This window comes from Geobacillus vulcani PSS1, from assembly GCF_000733845.1.
GTDB lineage: Bacteria > Bacillota > Bacilli > Bacillales > Anoxybacillaceae > Geobacillus > Geobacillus vulcani.
On the sequence record NZ_JPOI01000001.1, the window covers coordinates 887,513 to 905,000 of the forward strand.

Sequence of the window (17,488 nt, forward strand, 5' to 3'; positions counted from 1 at the left end):
CCTACTTCCACGCGCAATCATGAATAAGCGGATCAGCATCCATCGTCTGTTTTCCATCTCCGCCGTCTTTGTCCCGTCTCATCCGCCTTTCTTTCGTCAACCCATTTTATCATATTACCATGTTCTGGCGACGACGCCAAACAATATATGTATACAAAAAAGGTGCCCCGTTCGGGACACCCTCGCCGCAACACGCCCCTCTGCCGGCCCCTATTCCGTTGTTCCGGCCAGCTGCCGTTCCGCCCGTTCAATCGCCAATCTGACCATGTTTCCTGCGTCCTTCGCGCGGATGGCGCCCCATCCCTCACGCTGCACGACATCGTAAAAGCCCAGCTCTTTCGCCAGCTCTTCCTTCAAACGTTGCGACATAATCCCGCGGCGTCGACCCAATGTCAGCAACCCCTTTCCATGTTCATTGGCGTGGTGTATCAGCAGAACAGCCTGGCATTTGGCAAAGCAAAGGACGGCTGCGACAGTTTTAGTATGAAGCAAAGGAAACGGCTCTATGTCCACCTATTTCAGACAAAAACAAAAAGCAGCAAACAAATCTGTCTACTGCCCCCCTGCTTGCTCATCATCCCAAAACGTCAACTTTACCGTCTCTGTCAATACATCGGCGTAACTGAACGATACGCGTTCAAACGAATTCTCTTTTTGATCCAGCTCAATGACAAATACGGATGGATATGTTTCCGCCAAAATACCACAACGCTCAATCATTTTTCTGCGTCCGCCGTTGGCTCGCAGCGTCAACCGTTTCCCGATATTGGAATCCAGCGTTTTTTTAATATCGGATAAAGTCTTTGGCATTCATCATCCACCTCACTATTTGTAATTGTAACAAAAATGACGTCCAAAGTCAAAATTAAAGATTATATCAGGGTGTTTTTATTTCTGTCAATGTATATTTTTCTACAATATCCTTCTTTTTATGTACAATGTGGAACTTTTTTGTAAAAAAATACGACGGACGTATAAAAAACCGCCCATCAATTGCGGCGGTTTTCCTCTCGATCCTCAATGAGGCGAAACGGCATCCCGGTGCGGAGCACGCCTTTCGTTTCCACCCCACCAAGCCCCTTTTCCCCGGTTAACGTGTTGCGCAGCACATCCCATACATCGACCGTTTCGGTGAACGGGGTGAAGCTGAGGCGCGAAACGATATAGACAGGGTCCAGAGCATGAATGTTCACCCGCGCTGGTGAACTGGCAAAATTCGCCCCAGCGCGGATGAGCGACTCAAAGTGCGACTGGCAGGCGCCGGCGAAAATGATCAGTTGGTCCAAATGAGGCACTTTTTTGCGCGCTTCTTTCACCGTTTGCACAAAATGGCGCGAATGGCGGTACGCTTTTAACTCATGCACCTTTCCTTTTGACTTCGAATACGAATCATGCCCGGTGATGACTAAAATATCCGGACGAAACTGCTCGATCCAATAGCCAACTTTTTCCGGCATTTCGCTTTCCTCGCAATAAATGCCGTGCACCGGCACGCCGATCCGTTCATACAAATCCATACATTTGCGCAAATATAACGGGTCGCCATCCAAATGGAGAACGCGCCCCGGAATTTGAAAAAAATCTTTCTCCACCCGGTATCCGCCGGTCGCCCGATATTCGACTTTTTGCTTGATCGCCTGATAATCTTGGCGAAAAAGTCGGTACGATTGTTCGATCAGCTCGATTTCCCGCTTCTTCCGTTCCTGTTGCTCCTGCTCATCGATGACGACTAAATCACTGCACGGAGCGTCCGCGACGAGACGCACATCCTCACCATACAAAATCGCTTCCCACTCGCCGTTTTTTTCTTTCATATCAATGACTCGGAACAATAAATCACATTGGTAAGACTTTCGGGCGACAATATCGCCGATTTTAATGACGTCCATCACCGCTCACTCCATTGCATAATCGTTGTCACCCATACGATATGCACGTGCGGACAATAGGTGATAGACGCCTGTTTGGATGGTTGACGAAAAGACCGCTGCCCCCGGAGTAGCGCTTGCTTTGCGACTCCTTCATTTGCTGAAAAGCGGTGTCAACGCGTTGCTTAATGAAGCAAACTCAGCGATGTCAAGCGTCTCCCCGCGGCGGCGCGGGTCAATGCCCAAAGCAGCGAGCGCTCGTTCAATTTGCTCTTTGTTCTCTTTTCCTCCCGGCAAATTGTTTATCAAGTTGTTGAACAGCGTTTTGCGGCGCTGGGCGAAGCTTGCCCGCACCACTTGAAAAAACACACCTTCATCGTTGACAACAACAGGCGGATGCTGCCGCTTCACAAGCCGGATGACGGCGGAATCGACATTCGGCTGCGGCATAAAGACGGTGCGCGGCACGGTCATGACAACTTCTGCTTCGGTATAATATTGCACGGCGATCGTCAGCGAGCCGTAATCTTTCGTTCCTGGCTTGGCGGCGAGACGATCCGCCACTTCTTTTTGCAACATGACGACCATGCCGCGGATAGGCAGCCGATCGGTGAGCAGCTTCATAATGATTGGCGTTGTCACGTAATACGGCAAGTTGGCGACAACCATCCGATCGGTTACATCGGCCAATTCCTTGGCGATGACGGTGTGCAAATCAGCCTTTAATACATCTTGATGGATGATGCACACATTGTCATAGGGGGATAGCGTATCAGCCAAAATGGGCAACAGCCGGCCATCGATTTCGAAAGCGACGACTTTTTTCGCCCGCCTCGCCAATTGCTCCGTCAACGCTCCGATACCCGGTCCAATTTCGATCGCCCCCGTATCGCGGGAGATGTCGGCAACATCCACGATTTTCCGCAAAATGTTCGCATCGATCAAAAAGTTTTGTCCAAGGCTCTTTTTAAACGAAAAGCCATATCGCTCCAAAATTTCTTTCGTCCGCCCCGGTGTTGCAATATCTTTATGCATCGTCCGCCTCCTCCTGCATCACTTGCGCTAACGCGGCATAAAAAGCGTCACGGGAAATGCGGAACATTTGCAGCCGCTTATGAAACTGCCGGCCGTTCGCATAGCCGATTTTCAGCTCCTCCCCGAGACGTTGCCGCCGCCGGCGCGCCATCGCGCCGCCGATCAACCCAGCCTCGATCAGTTCAGCAAACGTAATTTCTTCCTTCCAATCCGGCGCCTCTTCATACACATTGGCGAGCGCCTGACGGATTTCGTCGGGAGATGCGTGCTCAACCCCCACCCCTTTGCCGTTTTTCGCTTTGGCCGCCTCGCGCGGCAAAAAGGCATGCTTGCACCCCGGCACCTGTTCGGCAATCGTGCGGCGAATTTTTTCACCAGGAAAATCGGGATCGGTAAAAATGATCACGCCGCGGCGCTCTTTCGCCAGCTTGATCCGCTCAATGACATCCGCGCCCACCGCTGCTCCGTTTGTCTCGATTGTATCGGCATCGACGGCGCGCCGGATCGCCGCCGTATCATCTTTTCCTTCCACAACGATCACTTCTTTGATCTTCATCCTCCCATTGCAGAAACAACGGAATCATCCCTTTTTCCTATTTCTGCAATGCCTCCTTTCCGGTAAAATCAAAAGTAAGGCGGATCATCGCCGAAAGCCGCTTCATTCCCTGAATTATTTTTTGAATTTCCCTGAAACTTTTTTCCGTTTGCATCGTCTAATTTAACAGAAACGGCGCGCGCTGTCGCGGCACAATGCCATTATAGCGAAAAAAAGCAGAGGGAAAAAACCCTCCGCTTCGTTCTCCCATCGCATCTCTACGGCAATACCCGTATTTTCACGCGCTTTCTGCCCCAACGAAACGCATCCGACCGTTCCGGGAAAAACACATCAATTTTATATCCACGGATGCCTGAGCCGGTGTCAGCGGCAATGGCATATCCGTATCCTTCCACATACACTTTCGACCCAAGGGGGATGACGGACGGGTCGACTGCAATCACTTTAGCGGAAGGATTTTTGCGCAAGTTGATGCCCGTGCTTGTTATGCCTGAACAGCCTGCACAATAGGCGGTGTAGGCGGTGGCAGTGACGTAAAATTCCTTCGCGGCATGGTCCGAGCCGCGCGAGGACGGACGGTCGGGCGCGGCAACCGGGCGCACCGTTTTCGTGCCGATGGCGACAATGCGCGCCTTGCTTTCTTTTACCATCTTCGCAGCAATCAGCTTGCGCGCGGTTTCTTTGCCGTTTTCCAACGTAACCTCATACGTTTTTTGCACCGTTCCTTTTTCTCCAGGCTGAATGACGCGCCGTTCTCCTTTCGGCAATGAGTCGTCCCGTTTTGTCACCACGGCAAAGTCGACGGGTTCTTCCACTACATCGGTGACTTTTTTTACTCGGATCACACGAATGGTCATCTGTTCTTTGACCGTTTCATGCAAGGAAGGCTCTATCCGATCAAGTTGGCCTAGCTGAATCCCTTGCTGCTTCAAAAAGTCAGCGACCGTAGTCGAAGTTGTCCATACCTGCTGTTGTTTACCGCCGACATTGACGTAGACGGGAAACGCCTTTTCAACACCGATGTCCATGCCTTTTTGAATTTTCACCGAAAGCGCTGGCGCCACTTTGTCATGCGGCCCGACCGCTACGTGCTGCGAACGGAGCAGCTCCGCAACTGTATCAGCTGTCGTCCATATCTTTTTCTTTTTTCCATTGACTGTAAGCGTCACTTCTTTGCTCGCTTCCCAAACAATATGGAGATCGTCGGTGATCGGCGAATGCAGGGACGGATAAACATAATCTTCTTTGCGCGGCTGAATGTTTTGCTCCGCCAGCAGTTCTTTTACTGTTTTGGCATGAGTGCGAATCTCCTGTTTTTCTCCATTGGCGATCAGCGTCACATCATCCTTGGCCATCTCATATCCAGCAACTCCTGTCGTCGCGGAGATGGCGAGAAACCCACCCGCTGTGACGGTCACGTTTTTCCTCCATAAGTCCAGCCATTTCCTCCCGTTTGGCAACATCAGATGAACGCCTCCTTTTCCTGCGGAATTCCCCTCTCCCTTTAACATGTACGCACGAGCATACTCTATTATGCAGAAAATTCAGTGAAAAAGGAAGGAAGACTTGTCGACAGACCATTGGCGCATTTTCACCGAATTTGTAGAACTTTTTCGTTTTCGCCCCTTTTTCGACAAGCCTCCCCATGATCTGACGCCTAATTTTAGCGGTCTATGGCGAACAATTTTTTGGCATTTTCCGCCGTTGTTTCCGCTACTTCGGCAAAAGAAACATTTTTGATCTCGGCAATCGCCTCGGCGACGTATTTGACATAGCTCGGCTCGTTTCGTTTGCCGCGGAAAGGGTGAGGCGTTAAATATGGACAGTCGGTTTCGATCAATAAATGGCTGAGCGGAATCTCCTTCGCCACTTCCTTCGGTTTTTTCGCGTTTTTAAACGTGACCGGTCCGCCAAGGGAAATGAAAAAATTCATGTCCATGCACTGTTTGGCCACCTCGACGCTGCCGCTGAAGCAATGCATAATCCCGCCGACTTCAGCGGCGTTTTCCTCCTGCAAAATTTTTAAAATATCCGACGTCGCCTCACGGTTATGAATGATGATCGGCAACTTCACCTTTTTCGCCAGCCGGATTTGCTGCCGAAACACCTCTTGTTGCACGTCTTTCGGCGATTTATCCCAATGGTAGTCAAGCCCCATCTCGCCGAGCGCCACGACTTTCGGGTGGGCAGCGAGCTGTTCAAGCATCTGCAAGTCGTCATCAGTCATTTCGATCGCATCGACTGGGTGCCAACCAACCGCGGCATAAATAAACGGATACCGCTCGGCCAGCTCAATCGCGCGCTTGATCGTCGGACGGTCAAATCCGACGACAACAATGTGTGAAACCCCTTCATCGCGGGCGCGTTCAATCACTTGTTCCAAATCTTCTTCGTATTGGACCGCATTCAAATGTGCGTGCGTATCAAACAACATACCAATGCCCTCTTTTCCACCTTGATGTTAAGTGTAGCATAGAAATTGGTTACATACGTCACATTTCGTTAACATTTCCATTACAAAATAGCGACAAGGAGGTGTCAAGCGCAACACCCCCCTGCCAAGCAAACGGTTATTTGATTTTCGTTCCATTCGGCACGTGTTGATCAACCGTCGCCAGCGAAAATTCCCCGCCGCTGCCTCCGGCTAGAATCATGCCTTCCGACCATTCGCCGCGCAATTTGGCTGGTTTTAAATTGGCGACGCAAATGACTTTTTTGCCGATGAGTTCTTCTGGCTTGTAAAACTCGGCGATGCCGGAAATCACTTGCCGCTTCTCGCCGCCAAGGTCAAGCTGAAGCTTCAACAGCTTATCGGCGTTTTTCATCCGTTCGGCATGGATGACTTCAGCGACACGCAAATCGATTTTGGCGAACTCGTCAATTGAAATTTCTGCCGCCTCCGCTGCTTTTTTCTCTTCTTTTACCGGCTCGGCAGCCGATTTGCCTCCTTGCATATGCGCCTTAATGTACTCCACTTCCGCTTCGATGTCAAGGCGCGGGAAGAGCGGTTCTCCCTTTTGCACTTTTGTCCCTTCCGGAATGAGGCCAAAATCGTACAAGCTGTCCCATTCTTTCAAGGAATGATTAGTGATGCCGAGCTGAGCGAACATGCGCTCCGGCGTGCGCGTCAAAAACGGCTGGAGCAGCACCGCCGTATGGCGGAGCGATTCAGCCAAGTGGGTCATGACGGCGGCAAGTTCATCCCGTTTCTGTTCGTCTTTGGCCAATACCCATGGCTGCGTTTCATCAATGTATTTGTTCGTCCGGCTAATCAACTGCCAAACAGCGGCGAGAGCGACGGAAAACTCCATTTCCTCCATTGCCTCTTCATATTGACGCACCACTTCGCGCGCCGTTTGCGTCAACTCTTGGTCAAACGGTGTTTTCGGCCCGCAGTATGGCGGAATAACGCCGCCGAAATATTTCTCGATCATCGCTACGGTACGGTGCAACAAATTGCCTAAGTCGTTGGCCAAGTCATAGTTGATGCGCTCAATAAATCCTTCCGGCGTAAACACGCCATCAGCGCCGAACGGCACTTCCCGCAGCAAATAATAGCGAAGCGCATCAAGCCCATACCGGTCGATGAGCGTTACTGGGTCGACAACATTGCCTTTCGATTTCGACATTTTCCCGTCTTTCATGAGCAGCCAGCCATGGCCGAATACTTTTTTCGGCAGCGGCAAGCCGAGCGCCATCAACATAATCGGCCAATAAATCGTATGGAAACGAACAATCTCTTTGCCGACCAAATGGACGTCCGCCGGCCAATATTTGCGGAACTTTTCATCGTTGTCCGTGCCGTAGCCGAGCGCGGTGATGTAGTTGGCAAGCGCGTCGATCCAGACATAGATGACATGTCTCGGATTGCCTGGCACTTTAATGCCCCAATCGAACGTCGTCCGCGACACAGCCAAATCCTCAAGCCCCGGCTTAATGAAGTTGTTAATCATCTCATTTTTCCGCGACTCCGGCTGGATAAAATCGGGATTTTCTTCGTAATATTGCAACAAGCGGTCGACGTATTTGCTCATCCGGAAGAAATAGGACTCTTCTTTCACTTTCTCAACAGGCCGACCGCAGTCCGGACAGTTGCCTTCCACAAGCTGCCGCTCCGTGTAAAACGATTCGCACGGCGTACAATACCAGCCTTCATATTCACCCAAATAAATATCGCCTTGTTCGACAAGACGGGCGAAAATTTGTTCGACAACTTTTTTATGCCGCTCCTGTGTTGTACGAATAAAATCATCGTAGGAAATGTCAAGCTTCTTCCACAGCTCTTGAATGCCAGCCACGATCTCATCGACGTATTGTTGCGGTGTTACTCCTTTTTCTTCCGCCTTGCGCTGAATTTTTTGCCCATGCTCATCGGTGCCTGTCAAATACATGACATCATAGCCGCGCATCCGTTTATAGCGAGCCATGGCGTCCCCCGCTACCGTTGTATAAGCATGACCGATATGCAGACGGTCGCTCGGGTAATAAATCGGCGTCGTCAAATAAAACGTTTTTTTCTCCATCGGTTAGGCCCTCCCTCGTACTGTTGAACACAAAAGCCCCCGTCCGGCGACGAGAGCGGCGTTACTTTTATTTTACATAATTTTTTCATTCTACAAAAACATCTATTTCTCGTGGGCTGAAAAAATATACCCAAACCAGCAAAAATACGGCCGCATTTTCAACCATCGCTGCGAACTCGTTATACAAGGATAGATTTTAGAAGGGCAAATTCATTCGTTTTCTCCTTTCTCTCTAAACAAACTTTTTTTTGAAATAACAATATACATTTTTTTTAAATTTTACATATTAAAGGATTGACGCTTAATGGAAACACTGATATGATTAGGTTGTAGGAAATTTATCGAATATTGACGAATAAACGACAAAAAACTTTTTTGCGGAGAGGAGAATCGACGATGAAATCGACAGGGATTGTGCGTAAAGTCGATGAGTTAGGACGCGTCGTCATTCCGATTGAACTGCGACGCACGTTGGATATTAACGAAAAAGATGCGTTGGAAATTTATGTTGACGATGACCGCATCATTTTGAAAAAGTATAAGCCGAACATGACGTGTGTCGTCACCGGCGAAGTGTCGGACGACAACTTCAAACTGGCCGGCGGCAAAATCATTTTAAGCCGCGAAGGCGCGGAAATTTTGCTGCAGGAGATCCAACAGCATCTAGAAGCAGCAGCGGACAAAGAAAAAGAATAAAAAAGTTTCTCTGGCTTCAGAGAAACTCTTTTTTTTCTTCTTGCTGTTGATGATACTGCCGATAAACGTCACGTTTCGACATGTTTCGATCACTGGCCGCCTGTTTCACCGCCTCTTTGACGGAAAGGCTGTGCTCGCGAATATAATAATCGACATGTTCGACAAGCGAAAGCGGCTGCCACCATTCCTCTGCCTCTTGCTCTTGTTTATGTCCATCTCGCGCCCCTTCGACAATGAGGCAAAATTCGCCCCGGATGTCATGTTCTTCCGCCCAAGCGACCGCATCACTTAAATCACCGCGGATGAACTCCTCAAACCGTTTCGTCAGCTCGCGGCCAAGAGCGATGCGCCGATTGCCGAATATATCATACATGAGAGCGAGGGTTTCTTTCAGGCGGTGGGGCGCCTCATAAAAAATTAACGTCTCCGCCGCCGTTTTTAACGACAGCAACTGCTCTTTTTTCTCTTTTTTCGCCCGTTCCAAAAAGCCGACAAACAAAAAGCGGTTCGTCGGCAACCCGGAGGCGACAAGCGCTGTCAATGCCGCGTTCGCTCCAGGAAGAGGGACGACGCGGCAGCGTTCGGCAAGCGCCGCAGCAATAAGCTCATAGCCCGGATCGGAAATGCCGGGCATCCCGGCGTCGCTCACTAATGCCACCGTTTTTCCTTTCTTCAGCCATTCGACAAGCTGTCGGCCGCTCGCGTATTTATTATGCTCATGGTAGCTGACGAGCGGCGTATGAATGTCGAAATGAGCGAGCAGCTTTTTCGTCTGCCTTGTGTCTTCGGCAGCGATGACGTCAGCCTCCTGAAGCGTCCTAACCGCGCGAAACGTCATATCCTCCAAATTGCCGATCGGCGTCGGCACGATGTACAATGTCCCTTGCTCCGTTTGTTCGACAAAACTTTTTTGCTGCCAAAGCATCCTTGTTCCGCCCCTTTAAGATGAAATAATGCCATATAAGATACGCTTCGTCTCCTCGGTATATTCGTTCTTCTCATCATACACGACAAGCGGAGGCAACACTTTTAAGTCCGGGCTTGCATCTTTTGTTCCTTCAATCAAAATCATGTTCGCCTCTTTGCCCGCTTTCGGGTACACAAAGCGGAGCCGTTTCGGCTCAAGACGGTATTGGCGCATGAGCGTCACAAGGTCAAGCAGCCTCCCGGGCCGGTGGACGAACGCCGCCTTCCCTCCTTGCTTCAACAGCTGGCTGCTGACGCGGATCACATCCTCTAAGGTGCAATAAATTTCATGGCGGGCGATGGCGATATGTTCATTTTTGTTCAGTTCATCTTTGCCGACTGCTGGAAAATACGGGGGGTTGCACGTGACGACATCGTACCGGCTGTAACCGATCCGCTGCGGCGCTTCTTTAATGTCGCCGTGTATGATCTCGATTTGTCCTTCAAGCCCGTTGTATTGCACACTCCGCCTCGCCATGTCGCAAAGCCGTTCTTGAATTTCGATGCCGATGATCGTCCCTTTTGTTCGCCGGCTCAATAAGAGGGGAATCACTCCGTTGCCCGTGCACAAATCAACAATCTGCCCCTTTTGAATCGGCATATAGGCAAAATGAGCAAGGAGCACGGCATCAAGGGAAAACGAAAATACAGATGGACTTTGAATGATGCGGAGCTCTTCGTTAAACAAATAATCGAGCCGTTCATCCTCGTGCAATTCCACCATGACGCACGACCCTCCATTGAAAAAAATAACCTTTCCGAAACGGAAAGGGTGGCGCTGCCTTTAGTTTTTGTTCAAAAATGACAAGCAAAACAAACAATCGCCCTCGGTGCGAACGCTTCCGTAATGGATATGACAAATATGAAACCCTTCTTGGTAAAGGCGGGCTAAATTGTCATACCCTTCGCCAATGTCGATCAGTTTTTTGCCATGTTTGTCCCCTTTTCGTTTGGCTTCTTCCCATGCTTCTGACAATTGTTCAAGTCGACGGCGCAAATGAGCATTTTCGATTTGCAACTGGTGATTCTCTTCTAACAGCTCCGTTACGCGCTGTTTCAGTTGAACCAGCTCGCGGTAAAAATAACTAAGTTGCTCTTCCATATTGGCCACTGATCGAAACACTTCTTTTTTATCTACTTTTTCCACCGGCCCCACCCCAAATTAATCTGCGACGCGAATGGACAACGTCCCGTTTTTCATCAGCTCATCGAGTGTGTATTCGACGACCCTTCCGAATTCTGGAATCTCGATTTGCAACACCCGCTCTAAAATGTTCAAGCCGACGACTTTGCCGAAGCCGTGTGGTGTCTCGACATATTCCCCTAAATCCGGGAGTTGTTCTTTCGCCGTCTCATACTCTTCGTTTTCATATTTCAGGCAACACATCAGCCGGCCGCACAGCCCGGAAATTTTCGTTGGATTGAGCGACAAGTTTTGATCTTTCGCCATTTTGATCGACACCGGTTCAAAATCGCCTAAAAACGTCGAACAGCAAAGCATACGGCCGCACGGCCCGATGCCGCCAAGCATTTTCGCCTCATCGCGCACCCCGATTTGCCGCAGCTCGATGCGCGTGCGGAAAATCGACGCTAAGTCTTTCACAAGCTCGCGGAAATCGACGCGCCCATCGGCAGTGAAATAAAAGATCACTTTATTGCGGTCAAACGTATATTCCACATCGACAAGCTTCATTTCCAGCCCGTGCTCTTCCACCTTGCGCAAGCAAATGTCGTACGCCTGGCGCGCCGCCTTTTTGTTTTCTTCTACAATCCATTTATCTTTCTCATTCGCCACTCGGATCACTTTTTTGAGCGGCAACACGATGTCGTTTTCGTCAACTTGTTTATTGGCGACGACGACTTTTCCATACTCAATGCCTCGCACCGTCTCGACAATGACGAATTCGCCGACGGGAATAACGGCATCGCCAGGGTCAAAATAATAAATTTTTCCTGCTTTTTTAAAACGGACGCCGACTACCGTATACAACGGCTCTCCCTCCTTTACCGCTTTAATTGAAGAACGAGCTGCTCAACAAGCAACGCGGTGCTCATATTGGTTGTATTTAAACGCGTTTTCGCTTGTAAAATTGCTTCCATACCAGCCACGATCCGCCGTTGTGGGCAAGCAAGCCCCCATCGTTGCAGGCGGTCCAACTGATCACGGTATAACACGCCGTCCATTTGTCCGGCTTGAATATGCAACAAATCGCGGTATAAATATAAAAGCAAATCAAGTCCAAGGTCAAGCTGATGGCTTTCCAAAAAATGCGGAAACAAGCGGTCATGGATGAAAAACAAAAGATGCAGCTTCGGCTTGCCGAGCATCTCATACCATTGTAGCACTAATGTTCGCGCCTCGGCAAACCAACTATCTTGGGCAAGTGCCAGTGCTTCCTCGAAGCTGTTTGTCAAATGGGCAGCCAACAGCGCCAATGGCAACGGTACGTGCTCCTCGACAAGTTCCTGGGCGAGCTCCACCGGCGACAGCGGCCGGAACGAAAGCACTTGACAGCGGGAAACGATCGTCTCCAGCAAGCGATGGTATTGCTCGGTCAGCAATACCGCCACCGTTCCCGGATGTGGTTCTTCCAAAAATTTCAGAAGGCTGTTGGCAGCGCTTGTCGTCATTTGATCGGCGTACTCAACAATGTACATTTTTTTATCCGACTCGACCGCTGTTTTCGAGAACTCTTGTTGCAGCCATTCGATTTGTTCCTTTTTGATTGACCCTCCATCCGGGCCAATCACCCGGACATCGGGGTGGTTGCCGGAGTCGATGCGCCGGCAGTTGCGGCACTCTAGACACGGGGAAACTCCGATTGGGGATAGACAAAACAAACGTTTCGCCAACAACAAACTGGCCGCTTTTTTACCCGTCCCCCGTTGCCCCTCAAACAAGTACGCATGAGAAATTCGCCCTTTTTCCAAGGCGCTTTGCAACATTTTCGCCACCACCGGCTGACGTTTCGCTAGCTGTTCCCATCGCATCGCCATCACTCTTCCTTATTTCTTATTTCTATTCTATCATGTCCGCTAGGAATCATCACGGTTGGATTCATGGAAATGGCGCTGTCATCTTCCTTTCAAGCGGGAAAGCACCACTGCTGTTGTTTCGGAGAATACATCATCAAGCGGGCGGTTCGCGTCGATGACGACAATGCGGTCGCCAAACCGTCTGGCGAGTTCCCGATACCCTTCTCGCACCTTCTCATGAAAAGACAACGTTTCAAGGTCAAGCCGATTTACTTCCCGGCCGCGGTTTCGCCGGATTCGTTCAAGCCCAATTTGCGGATCGAGATCAAAATAAATCGTCAGCGACGGCATATATCCATCAATAGCGAACTCATTAATTTTCCATACTTCCTCAATGCCAAGCCCGCGGGCAAATCCTTGATAGGCGAGGGAGCTGTCAACAAACCGGTCGCAAAGGACGACGCACCCAGCCTCAAGCGCCGGTACGATTTTCTCAAGCAAATGCTGCCGGCGCGCGGCCGCATACAAAAGAGCCTCCGTCCGCCCGTCCATCTCTGTATAATCGCGGTTTAAAATGATTGAACGAATTGCCTCGGCAATGCGCACTCCGCCCGGTTCCCTCGTCGCCACAACGTCAATCCCCCGCTCACGCAACAACGATTCCAATTTGCTGATCATCGTCGTTTTGCCGGCTCCTTCCGGCCCTTCAAACGAAAAAAAGCATCCGTTCATCACTCGCGGCATCCTTTCCATCCTTCCTATTCGTATACAACCAACTGACCATCTTTCAGCCTGCTCCCGCCTTGTATGTGTGCCCGATAGCAAAGAAGCTGGCGGATCTGTTCAATATGGCCACGGCCGAGCTGTTCCCCGACCCACACGAGCGGCACACCAGGTGGATATGGAATGATCGTTTCCGCCGCTATATGTCCTTCAGCTTCCTCAAGCGCCACGGCTTTTGTCCGCAAACAACGCAGTTCATCATACGGGACTAAAACCGATAGCGGTGGGCCGAGAAAAGGCGAAGCGTCACATACCGGCACCTCACCATCCGGCAAATCACGCCACGCCCGTTTGATTTTCTTCACCGCCTTCTGAAGTCCACCAGTTGCGGCCAGCGGGCAAACAAAAAGCACATTCATTTGATCAGCAAGCTCGACAAACACTCCTTCGCGCTCAAGTCGACGCTGCAGTTCATACCCAGTTAGGGAACAACGCGTCTGCACCGTTACTTTCAGCGGATCGGTCTGTACGCCAAAATGGCGGGAACAAACGACTGCCACCCCGTCAATATCGGCCAGGGCTGCTTTAAACTCCTTAATTTCCGCCACGATCGTTGCCGCATCGCTTTTTGAAAGCTGGGCAACATAGCTCCGCGCCAAATCGAGCGACGCCATAATCGGGTAAGACGGACTGCTTGACTGAAACAACTGCAAAAAATATTTCAACCGTTCAAGATCAACCCGCTCGCTGTTTACATGCAAAAACGCTCCCATCGTCATCGCCGGCAACGTTTTATGAGCCGACTGCACGACGACATCGGCGCCATAGCGGAGCGCCGATGTCGGAAAAGGGGGCCCGAGAACGAAATGAGCGCCATGCGCCTCATCAACCAGCACCGGAATGCCATGTTCATGAACTAGACGGACGATTTCTGTCAAATCGCCAGCCATTCCATAATAATTTGGGTTCGTCAATACAACCGCAACAACATCGCCATGAAGCGCCAACGCCTCTTTAACCGCTTCAGGGCGAATGTGCGAAGCGACACACACATCACGATCAAACTCCGGGGCAAGTAGAACAGGAGTGGCCCCCATAAGTTGCAATGCATGCATCACCGATTTATGGCAATTGCGTTGCACAATCACTTTCTTCCTCTTTCCATCACACACGGCGGCGATCATGGCCAAATTCCCTGCCGTCGAACCGTTCACAAGGAAAAACGTCTCCCGAACGCCATATAGCTCCGCTGCCAACGCCTGCGCCTCAGCAATCACCGACTCAGGATGATGCAAGTCATCCAAGCCGGAAATTTCCGTCGCATCCAACGCCAACAGCGGCGCAAACAGATCTCTCCCTCGTTCTGAAAACAACGCACCGTATTTATGTCCCGGCACGTGAAACGAAACCGGGCGGCGCGCCCAATGGTGTATGAGAGCGTCATATAAAGGAGTTTTCGTTTGATCCATCATCATCCTCTTTCCTTGCTGTCCGTCCCAGAACAGCCATCGTCCGGGCACAGACTGCCAAAATGCACAGGATATGCAGGAGAAACATCAAACATAATAGTATCACAAACGCTCGAAAAAACGCACGAGTCGCATCAATCGCAAATAAAAACAGGCCCGAATGCAGGCCCCAATTACGAGTGAATTTTCGATGTAAACATTTTGCGCAACTGTCGCACATAAAACGAGTAGTTCGGGTCATCCGTATTCGTTTGCACAATCGCCCGGTTGCAGTCCAAACAAAGAAAATGGCCAAAAAGGGAAATTCCTTCCTTTTTTTTCTGTTCACAAACGATGCATACATGTTCGCGTTGATTCCGATCGACTATTGATGTCCTCACGCTCTCCACCTCCCATCCTCTATGTTTCCCACATTGCTAACATTCTATACTAGTAGATGAAAGGAAGAGAGACATTGAGCGGGTCCTTATCGTTTTTTCCTCAAAACAAAAGCAGCCAATTGCACGAATGCAACTGGCTGCTCATTATTGCCTAGCAGCGACCTACTCTTGCAGGGGCGCTGGCCCCAACTACCATCGGCGCTGGAGGGCTTAACTTCCGTGTTCGGGATGGGAACGGGTGTTTCCCCTCCGCCATAGCCACTAGGCAACGATGATCATCTTGGACAGTTATTATTATATCCATCCTGTTGGATTTGTCAATCGAAATAGTTCATTCCCTCAAAACTAGATAACCGTCGGAAGAAGCCGCGCTTCGTACTGTCTAGCTCCGGCCGCCATCGGCTCGCGACGCTTCGGTCCTGCTGCGGCGGCGACAGCCTCCTCGCAGGCCCTCCAGCGCGTTTCGCCGATAGGCGGGCGGCCTCCGCTTTTCGCACTGTCTAGCTCCGGCTCGCCTCCGCTCGGGGTCAAATAACCTTCTCCCTCGGGGTGCAAGCACCCCTGCGGGCGAAGAACATTTGCCCGTCGCGGCGAACCGCTCGCCTGCGCTTTTCTATTGTCCAGTTCCAGCGCCTAGCTCTCTTCTGCCAAATAACCTTCCCCCTCGGGGCGCGAGCGCCCCTGCGGGTGAAGAACATTTGGCTTCGAGAGCGAAACGCGGCGCTTCCACTTTTCTAGGTTAAGCCCTCGATCGATTAGTATCCGTCAGCTCCACGTGTCGCCACGCTTCCACCTCGGACCTATCGACCTCGTCATCTTCGAGGGATCTTACCCGCTTTTGGCGGTGGGAAATCTCATCTTGAGGGGGGCTTCACGCTTAGATGCTTTCAGCGCTTATCCCGTCCGCACATAGCTACCCAGCGGTGCCCCTGGCGGGACAACTGGTACACCAGCGGTGCGTCCATCCCGGTCCTCTCGTACTAAGGACAGCTCCTCTCAAATTTCCTGCGCCCGCGACGGATAGGGACCGAACTGTCTCACGACGTTCTGAACCCAGCTCGCGTACCGCTTTAATGGGCGAACAGCCCAACCCTTGGGACCGACTTCAGCCCCAGGATGCGATGAGCCGACATCGAGGTGCCAAACCTCCCCGTCGATGTGGACTCTTGGGGGAGATCAGCCTGTTATCCCCGGGGTAGCTTTTATCCGTTGAGCGATGGCCCTTCCATGCGGAACCACCGGATCACTAAGCCCGACTTTCGTCCCTGCTCGACCTGTCCGTCTCGCAGTCAAGCTCCCTTGTGCCTTTGCACTCTCCGAATGATTTCCAACCATTCTGAGGGAACCTTTGGGCGCCTCCGTTACCTTTTGGGAGGCGACCGCCCCAGTCAAACTGCCCACCTGACACTGTCTCCCACCCCGCTCAGGGGTGCGGGTTAGAATTTCAATACCGCCAGGGTGGTATCCCACCGTCGCCTCCACCGAAGCTGGCGCTCCGGCTTCCCCGGCTCCCACCTATCCTGTACAAGCGATACCAAAATTCCATATCAGGCTGCAGTAAAGCTCCACGGGGTCTTTCCGTCCTGTCGCGGGTAACCTGCATCTTCACAGGTAGTATAATTTCACCGGGTCTCTCGTTGAGACAGCGCCCAAGTCGTTACACCTTTCGTGCGGGTCGGAACTTACCCGACAAGGAATTTCGCTACCTTAGGACCGTTATAGTTACGGCCGCCGTTTACTGGGGCTTCGGTTCGCACCTTCGCTTCCGCTAAGCACTCCCCTTAACCTTCCAGCACCGGGCAGGTGTCAGCCCCTATACGTCGCCTTTCGGCTTCGCAGAGACCTGTGTTTTTGATAAACAGTCGCTTGGGCCTTTTCACTGCGGCTCTTCAGGGCTCCTCACCCCAAAGAGCACCCCTTCTCCCGAAGTTACGGGGTCATTTTGCCGAGTTCCTTAACGAGAGTTCTCCCGCGCGCCTTAGGATTCTCTCCTCGCCTACCTGTGTCGGTTTGCGGTACGGGCACCTCTTCCCTCGCTAGAGGCTTTTCTTGGCAGTGTGGAATCAGGGACTTCCGGATGACTCCGTCGCCATCACAGCTTGGCCTTACGGCCAGCGGATTTGCCTGCTGGCCAGCCTCACTGCTTGGACAGGCTCTTCCAGCCGCCTGCTCGCCCTATCCTCCTGCGTCCCCCCATCGCTCAAACGGGAAGGAGGTGGTACAGGAATCTCGACCTGTTGCCCATCACCTACGCCTTTCGGCCTCGGCTTAGGTCCCGACTAACCCTGAGCGGACG

General features: G+C 51.3%; 18 protein-coding genes and 2 rRNA genes (1 of these 20 only partly in view). 1 reads left to right on the plus strand and 19 read right to left on the minus strand.

The features are described 5' to 3' along the window. Window positions 1-210: 210 nt before the first annotated feature. The 8 genes from N685_RS0104880 to metG form a co-directional block, all read right to left on the minus strand. Window positions 211-390 (minus strand): small, acid-soluble spore protein, alpha/beta type, encoded by a 180-nt coding sequence (locus N685_RS0104880; protein WP_013143961.1) that lies wholly within the window; start codon window positions 388-390, stop codon window positions 211-213. A gap of 162 nt (window positions 391-552) precedes the next feature. Then, a complete protein-coding gene (gene veg / locus N685_RS0104885) occupies window positions 553-810 on the minus strand; it encodes a biofilm formation stimulator Veg (protein ID WP_011229553.1) in 258 nt (85 codons plus the stop codon). 179 nt (window positions 811-989) lie between these two features. After that, on the minus strand, window positions 990-1,889 hold the full coding sequence (gene yabG / locus N685_RS0104890; protein ID WP_031406334.1) for a sporulation peptidase YabG: 900 nt from the start codon (window positions 1,887-1,889) through the stop codon (window positions 990-992). Between the two features lie 132 nt (window positions 1,890-2,021). Next, window positions 2,022-2,903: a 16S rRNA (adenine(1518)-N(6)/adenine(1519)-N(6))-dimethyltransferase RsmA gene (gene rsmA / locus N685_RS0104895; protein WP_031406336.1), complete on the minus strand. Its 882-nt coding sequence runs from the start codon at window positions 2,901-2,903 to the stop codon at window positions 2,022-2,024. Then, window positions 2,896-3,459 carry a ribonuclease M5 gene (gene rnmV / locus N685_RS0104900; protein WP_031406338.1) on the minus strand — a complete coding sequence of 188 codons (564 nt, stop codon included), beginning with the start codon at window positions 3,457-3,459 and terminating at the stop codon, window positions 2,896-2,898. The genes rsmA and rnmV overlap by 8 nt, the downstream gene beginning before the upstream one ends. Window positions 3,460-3,716: 257 nt before the next feature. Beyond that, complete coding sequence (locus N685_RS0104905) at window positions 3,717-4,922, minus strand: G5 and 3D domain-containing protein (protein ID WP_031406340.1); 1,206 nt, start codon at window positions 4,920-4,922, stop codon at window positions 3,717-3,719. Between the two features lie 200 nt (window positions 4,923-5,122). Then, window positions 5,123-5,893, minus strand: a complete 771-nt coding sequence (locus N685_RS0104910) for a TatD family hydrolase (protein ID WP_031406341.1) — start codon at window positions 5,891-5,893, stop codon at window positions 5,123-5,125. A gap of 136 nt (window positions 5,894-6,029) precedes the next feature. Next, window positions 6,030-7,982, minus strand: coding sequence for a methionine--tRNA ligase (metG, locus tag N685_RS0104915; RefSeq protein ID WP_031406343.1), 1,953 nt, complete (start codon window positions 7,980-7,982; stop codon window positions 6,030-6,032). A 396-nt stretch (window positions 7,983-8,378) separates the two neighbouring features. Between metG and N685_RS0104920 the strand changes: the two genes are divergently transcribed. Continuing rightward, window positions 8,379-8,678, plus strand: coding sequence for an AbrB/MazE/SpoVT family DNA-binding domain-containing protein (locus N685_RS0104920; protein ID WP_021322629.1), 300 nt, complete (start codon window positions 8,379-8,381; stop codon window positions 8,676-8,678). A 16-nt stretch (window positions 8,679-8,694) separates the two neighbouring features. Here N685_RS0104920 and rsmI read toward each other — a convergent pair whose 3' ends face one another. From rsmI to N685_RS0104980, 11 genes are all read right to left on the minus strand, one after another. After that, window positions 8,695-9,603: a 16S rRNA (cytidine(1402)-2'-O)-methyltransferase gene (rsmI, locus tag N685_RS0104925; protein WP_031406349.1), complete on the minus strand. Its 909-nt coding sequence runs from the start codon at window positions 9,601-9,603 to the stop codon at window positions 8,695-8,697. A 15-nt stretch (window positions 9,604-9,618) separates the two neighbouring features. Continuing rightward, window positions 9,619-10,368 (minus strand): tRNA1(Val) (adenine(37)-N6)-methyltransferase, encoded by a 750-nt coding sequence (locus N685_RS0104930; protein ID WP_031406351.1) that lies wholly within the window; start codon window positions 10,366-10,368, stop codon window positions 9,619-9,621. A 60-nt stretch (window positions 10,369-10,428) separates the two neighbouring features. After that, the gene (gene yabA, locus N685_RS0104935; protein WP_031406353.1) at window positions 10,429-10,791 is read right to left on the minus strand and encodes a DNA replication initiation control protein YabA; all 363 of its coding nucleotides are present in this window, start codon (window positions 10,789-10,791) and stop codon (window positions 10,429-10,431) included. A 15-nt stretch (window positions 10,792-10,806) separates the two neighbouring features. Then, the gene (locus tag N685_RS0104940; protein ID WP_031406355.1) at window positions 10,807-11,634 is read right to left on the minus strand and encodes a PSP1 domain-containing protein; all 828 of its coding nucleotides are present in this window, start codon (window positions 11,632-11,634) and stop codon (window positions 10,807-10,809) included. Window positions 11,635-11,648: 14 nt separating this feature from the next. Beyond that, complete coding sequence (holB, locus tag N685_RS0104945) at window positions 11,649-12,641, minus strand: DNA polymerase III subunit delta' (protein ID WP_031406357.1); 993 nt, start codon at window positions 12,639-12,641, stop codon at window positions 11,649-11,651. Window positions 12,642-12,719: 78 nt separating this feature from the next. After that, window positions 12,720-13,352, minus strand: a complete 633-nt coding sequence (tmk, locus tag N685_RS0104950) for a dTMP kinase (protein WP_031406359.1) — start codon at window positions 13,350-13,352, stop codon at window positions 12,720-12,722. 26 nt (window positions 13,353-13,378) lie between these two features. Continuing rightward, entirely contained in the window at window positions 13,379-14,812 is a 1,434-nt protein-coding gene (locus N685_RS0104955; RefSeq protein ID WP_031406361.1) for an aminotransferase class I/II-fold pyridoxal phosphate-dependent enzyme, read from the minus strand. A gap of 173 nt (window positions 14,813-14,985) precedes the next feature. Beyond that, window positions 14,986-15,192, minus strand: coding sequence for a sigma factor G inhibitor Gin (locus N685_RS0104960; RefSeq protein WP_031406363.1), 207 nt, complete (start codon window positions 15,190-15,192; stop codon window positions 14,986-14,988). 149 nt (window positions 15,193-15,341) lie between these two features. After that, window positions 15,342-15,458, minus strand: a 5S ribosomal RNA gene (rrf, locus tag N685_RS0104965). Between the two features lie 79 nt (window positions 15,459-15,537). Further along, window positions 15,538-15,723 (minus strand): hypothetical protein, encoded by a 186-nt coding sequence (locus N685_RS0104970; RefSeq protein ID WP_031406262.1) that lies wholly within the window; start codon window positions 15,721-15,723, stop codon window positions 15,538-15,540. Window positions 15,724-15,927: 204 nt separating this feature from the next. Beyond that, window positions 15,928-17,488 (minus strand): 23S ribosomal RNA (locus N685_RS0104980) (it continues 1,368 nt past the right edge of the window).

What these genes read in the sequence shown, in the direction of transcription:
- N685_RS0104905 (WP_031406340.1), bottom strand. Translation starts at nt 4,922, where the DNA reads ATGTTGCCAAACGGGAGGAAATGGCTGGACTTATGGAGGAAAAACGTG.
- N685_RS0104910 (WP_031406341.1), bottom strand. Translation starts at nt 5,893, where the DNA reads ATGTTGTTTGATACGCACGCACATTTGAATGCGGTCCAATACGAAGAA.
- rsmA (WP_031406336.1), bottom strand. Translation starts at nt 2,903, where the DNA reads ATGCATAAAGATATTGCAACACCGGGGCGGACGAAAGAAATTTTGGAG.
- rnmV (WP_031406338.1), bottom strand. Translation starts at nt 3,459, where the DNA reads ATGAAGATCAAAGAAGTGATCGTTGTGGAAGGAAAAGATGATACGGCG.
- N685_RS0104920 (WP_021322629.1), top strand. Translation starts at nt 8,379, where the DNA reads ATGAAATCGACAGGGATTGTGCGTAAAGTCGATGAGTTAGGACGCGTC.
- veg (WP_011229553.1), bottom strand. Translation starts at nt 810, where the DNA reads ATGCCAAAGACTTTATCCGATATTAAAAAAACGCTGGATTCCAATATC.
- N685_RS0104930 (WP_031406351.1), bottom strand. Translation starts at nt 10,368, where the DNA reads ATGGTGGAATTGCACGAGGATGAACGGCTCGATTATTTGTTTAACGAA.
- tmk (WP_031406359.1), bottom strand. Translation starts at nt 13,352, where the DNA reads ATGAACGGATGCTTTTTTTCGTTTGAAGGGCCGGAAGGAGCCGGCAAA.
- yabG (WP_031406334.1), bottom strand. Translation starts at nt 1,889, where the DNA reads ATGGACGTCATTAAAATCGGCGATATTGTCGCCCGAAAGTCTTACCAA.
- N685_RS0104955 (WP_031406361.1), bottom strand. Translation starts at nt 14,812, where the DNA reads ATGGATCAAACGAAAACTCCTTTATATGACGCTCTCATACACCATTGG.
- metG (WP_031406343.1), bottom strand. Translation starts at nt 7,982, where the DNA reads ATGGAGAAAAAAACGTTTTATTTGACGACGCCGATTTATTACCCGAGC.
- rsmI (WP_031406349.1), bottom strand. Translation starts at nt 9,603, where the DNA reads ATGCTTTGGCAGCAAAAAAGTTTTGTCGAACAAACGGAGCAAGGGACA.
- holB (WP_031406357.1), bottom strand. Translation starts at nt 12,641, where the DNA reads ATGGCGATGCGATGGGAACAGCTAGCGAAACGTCAGCCGGTGGTGGCG.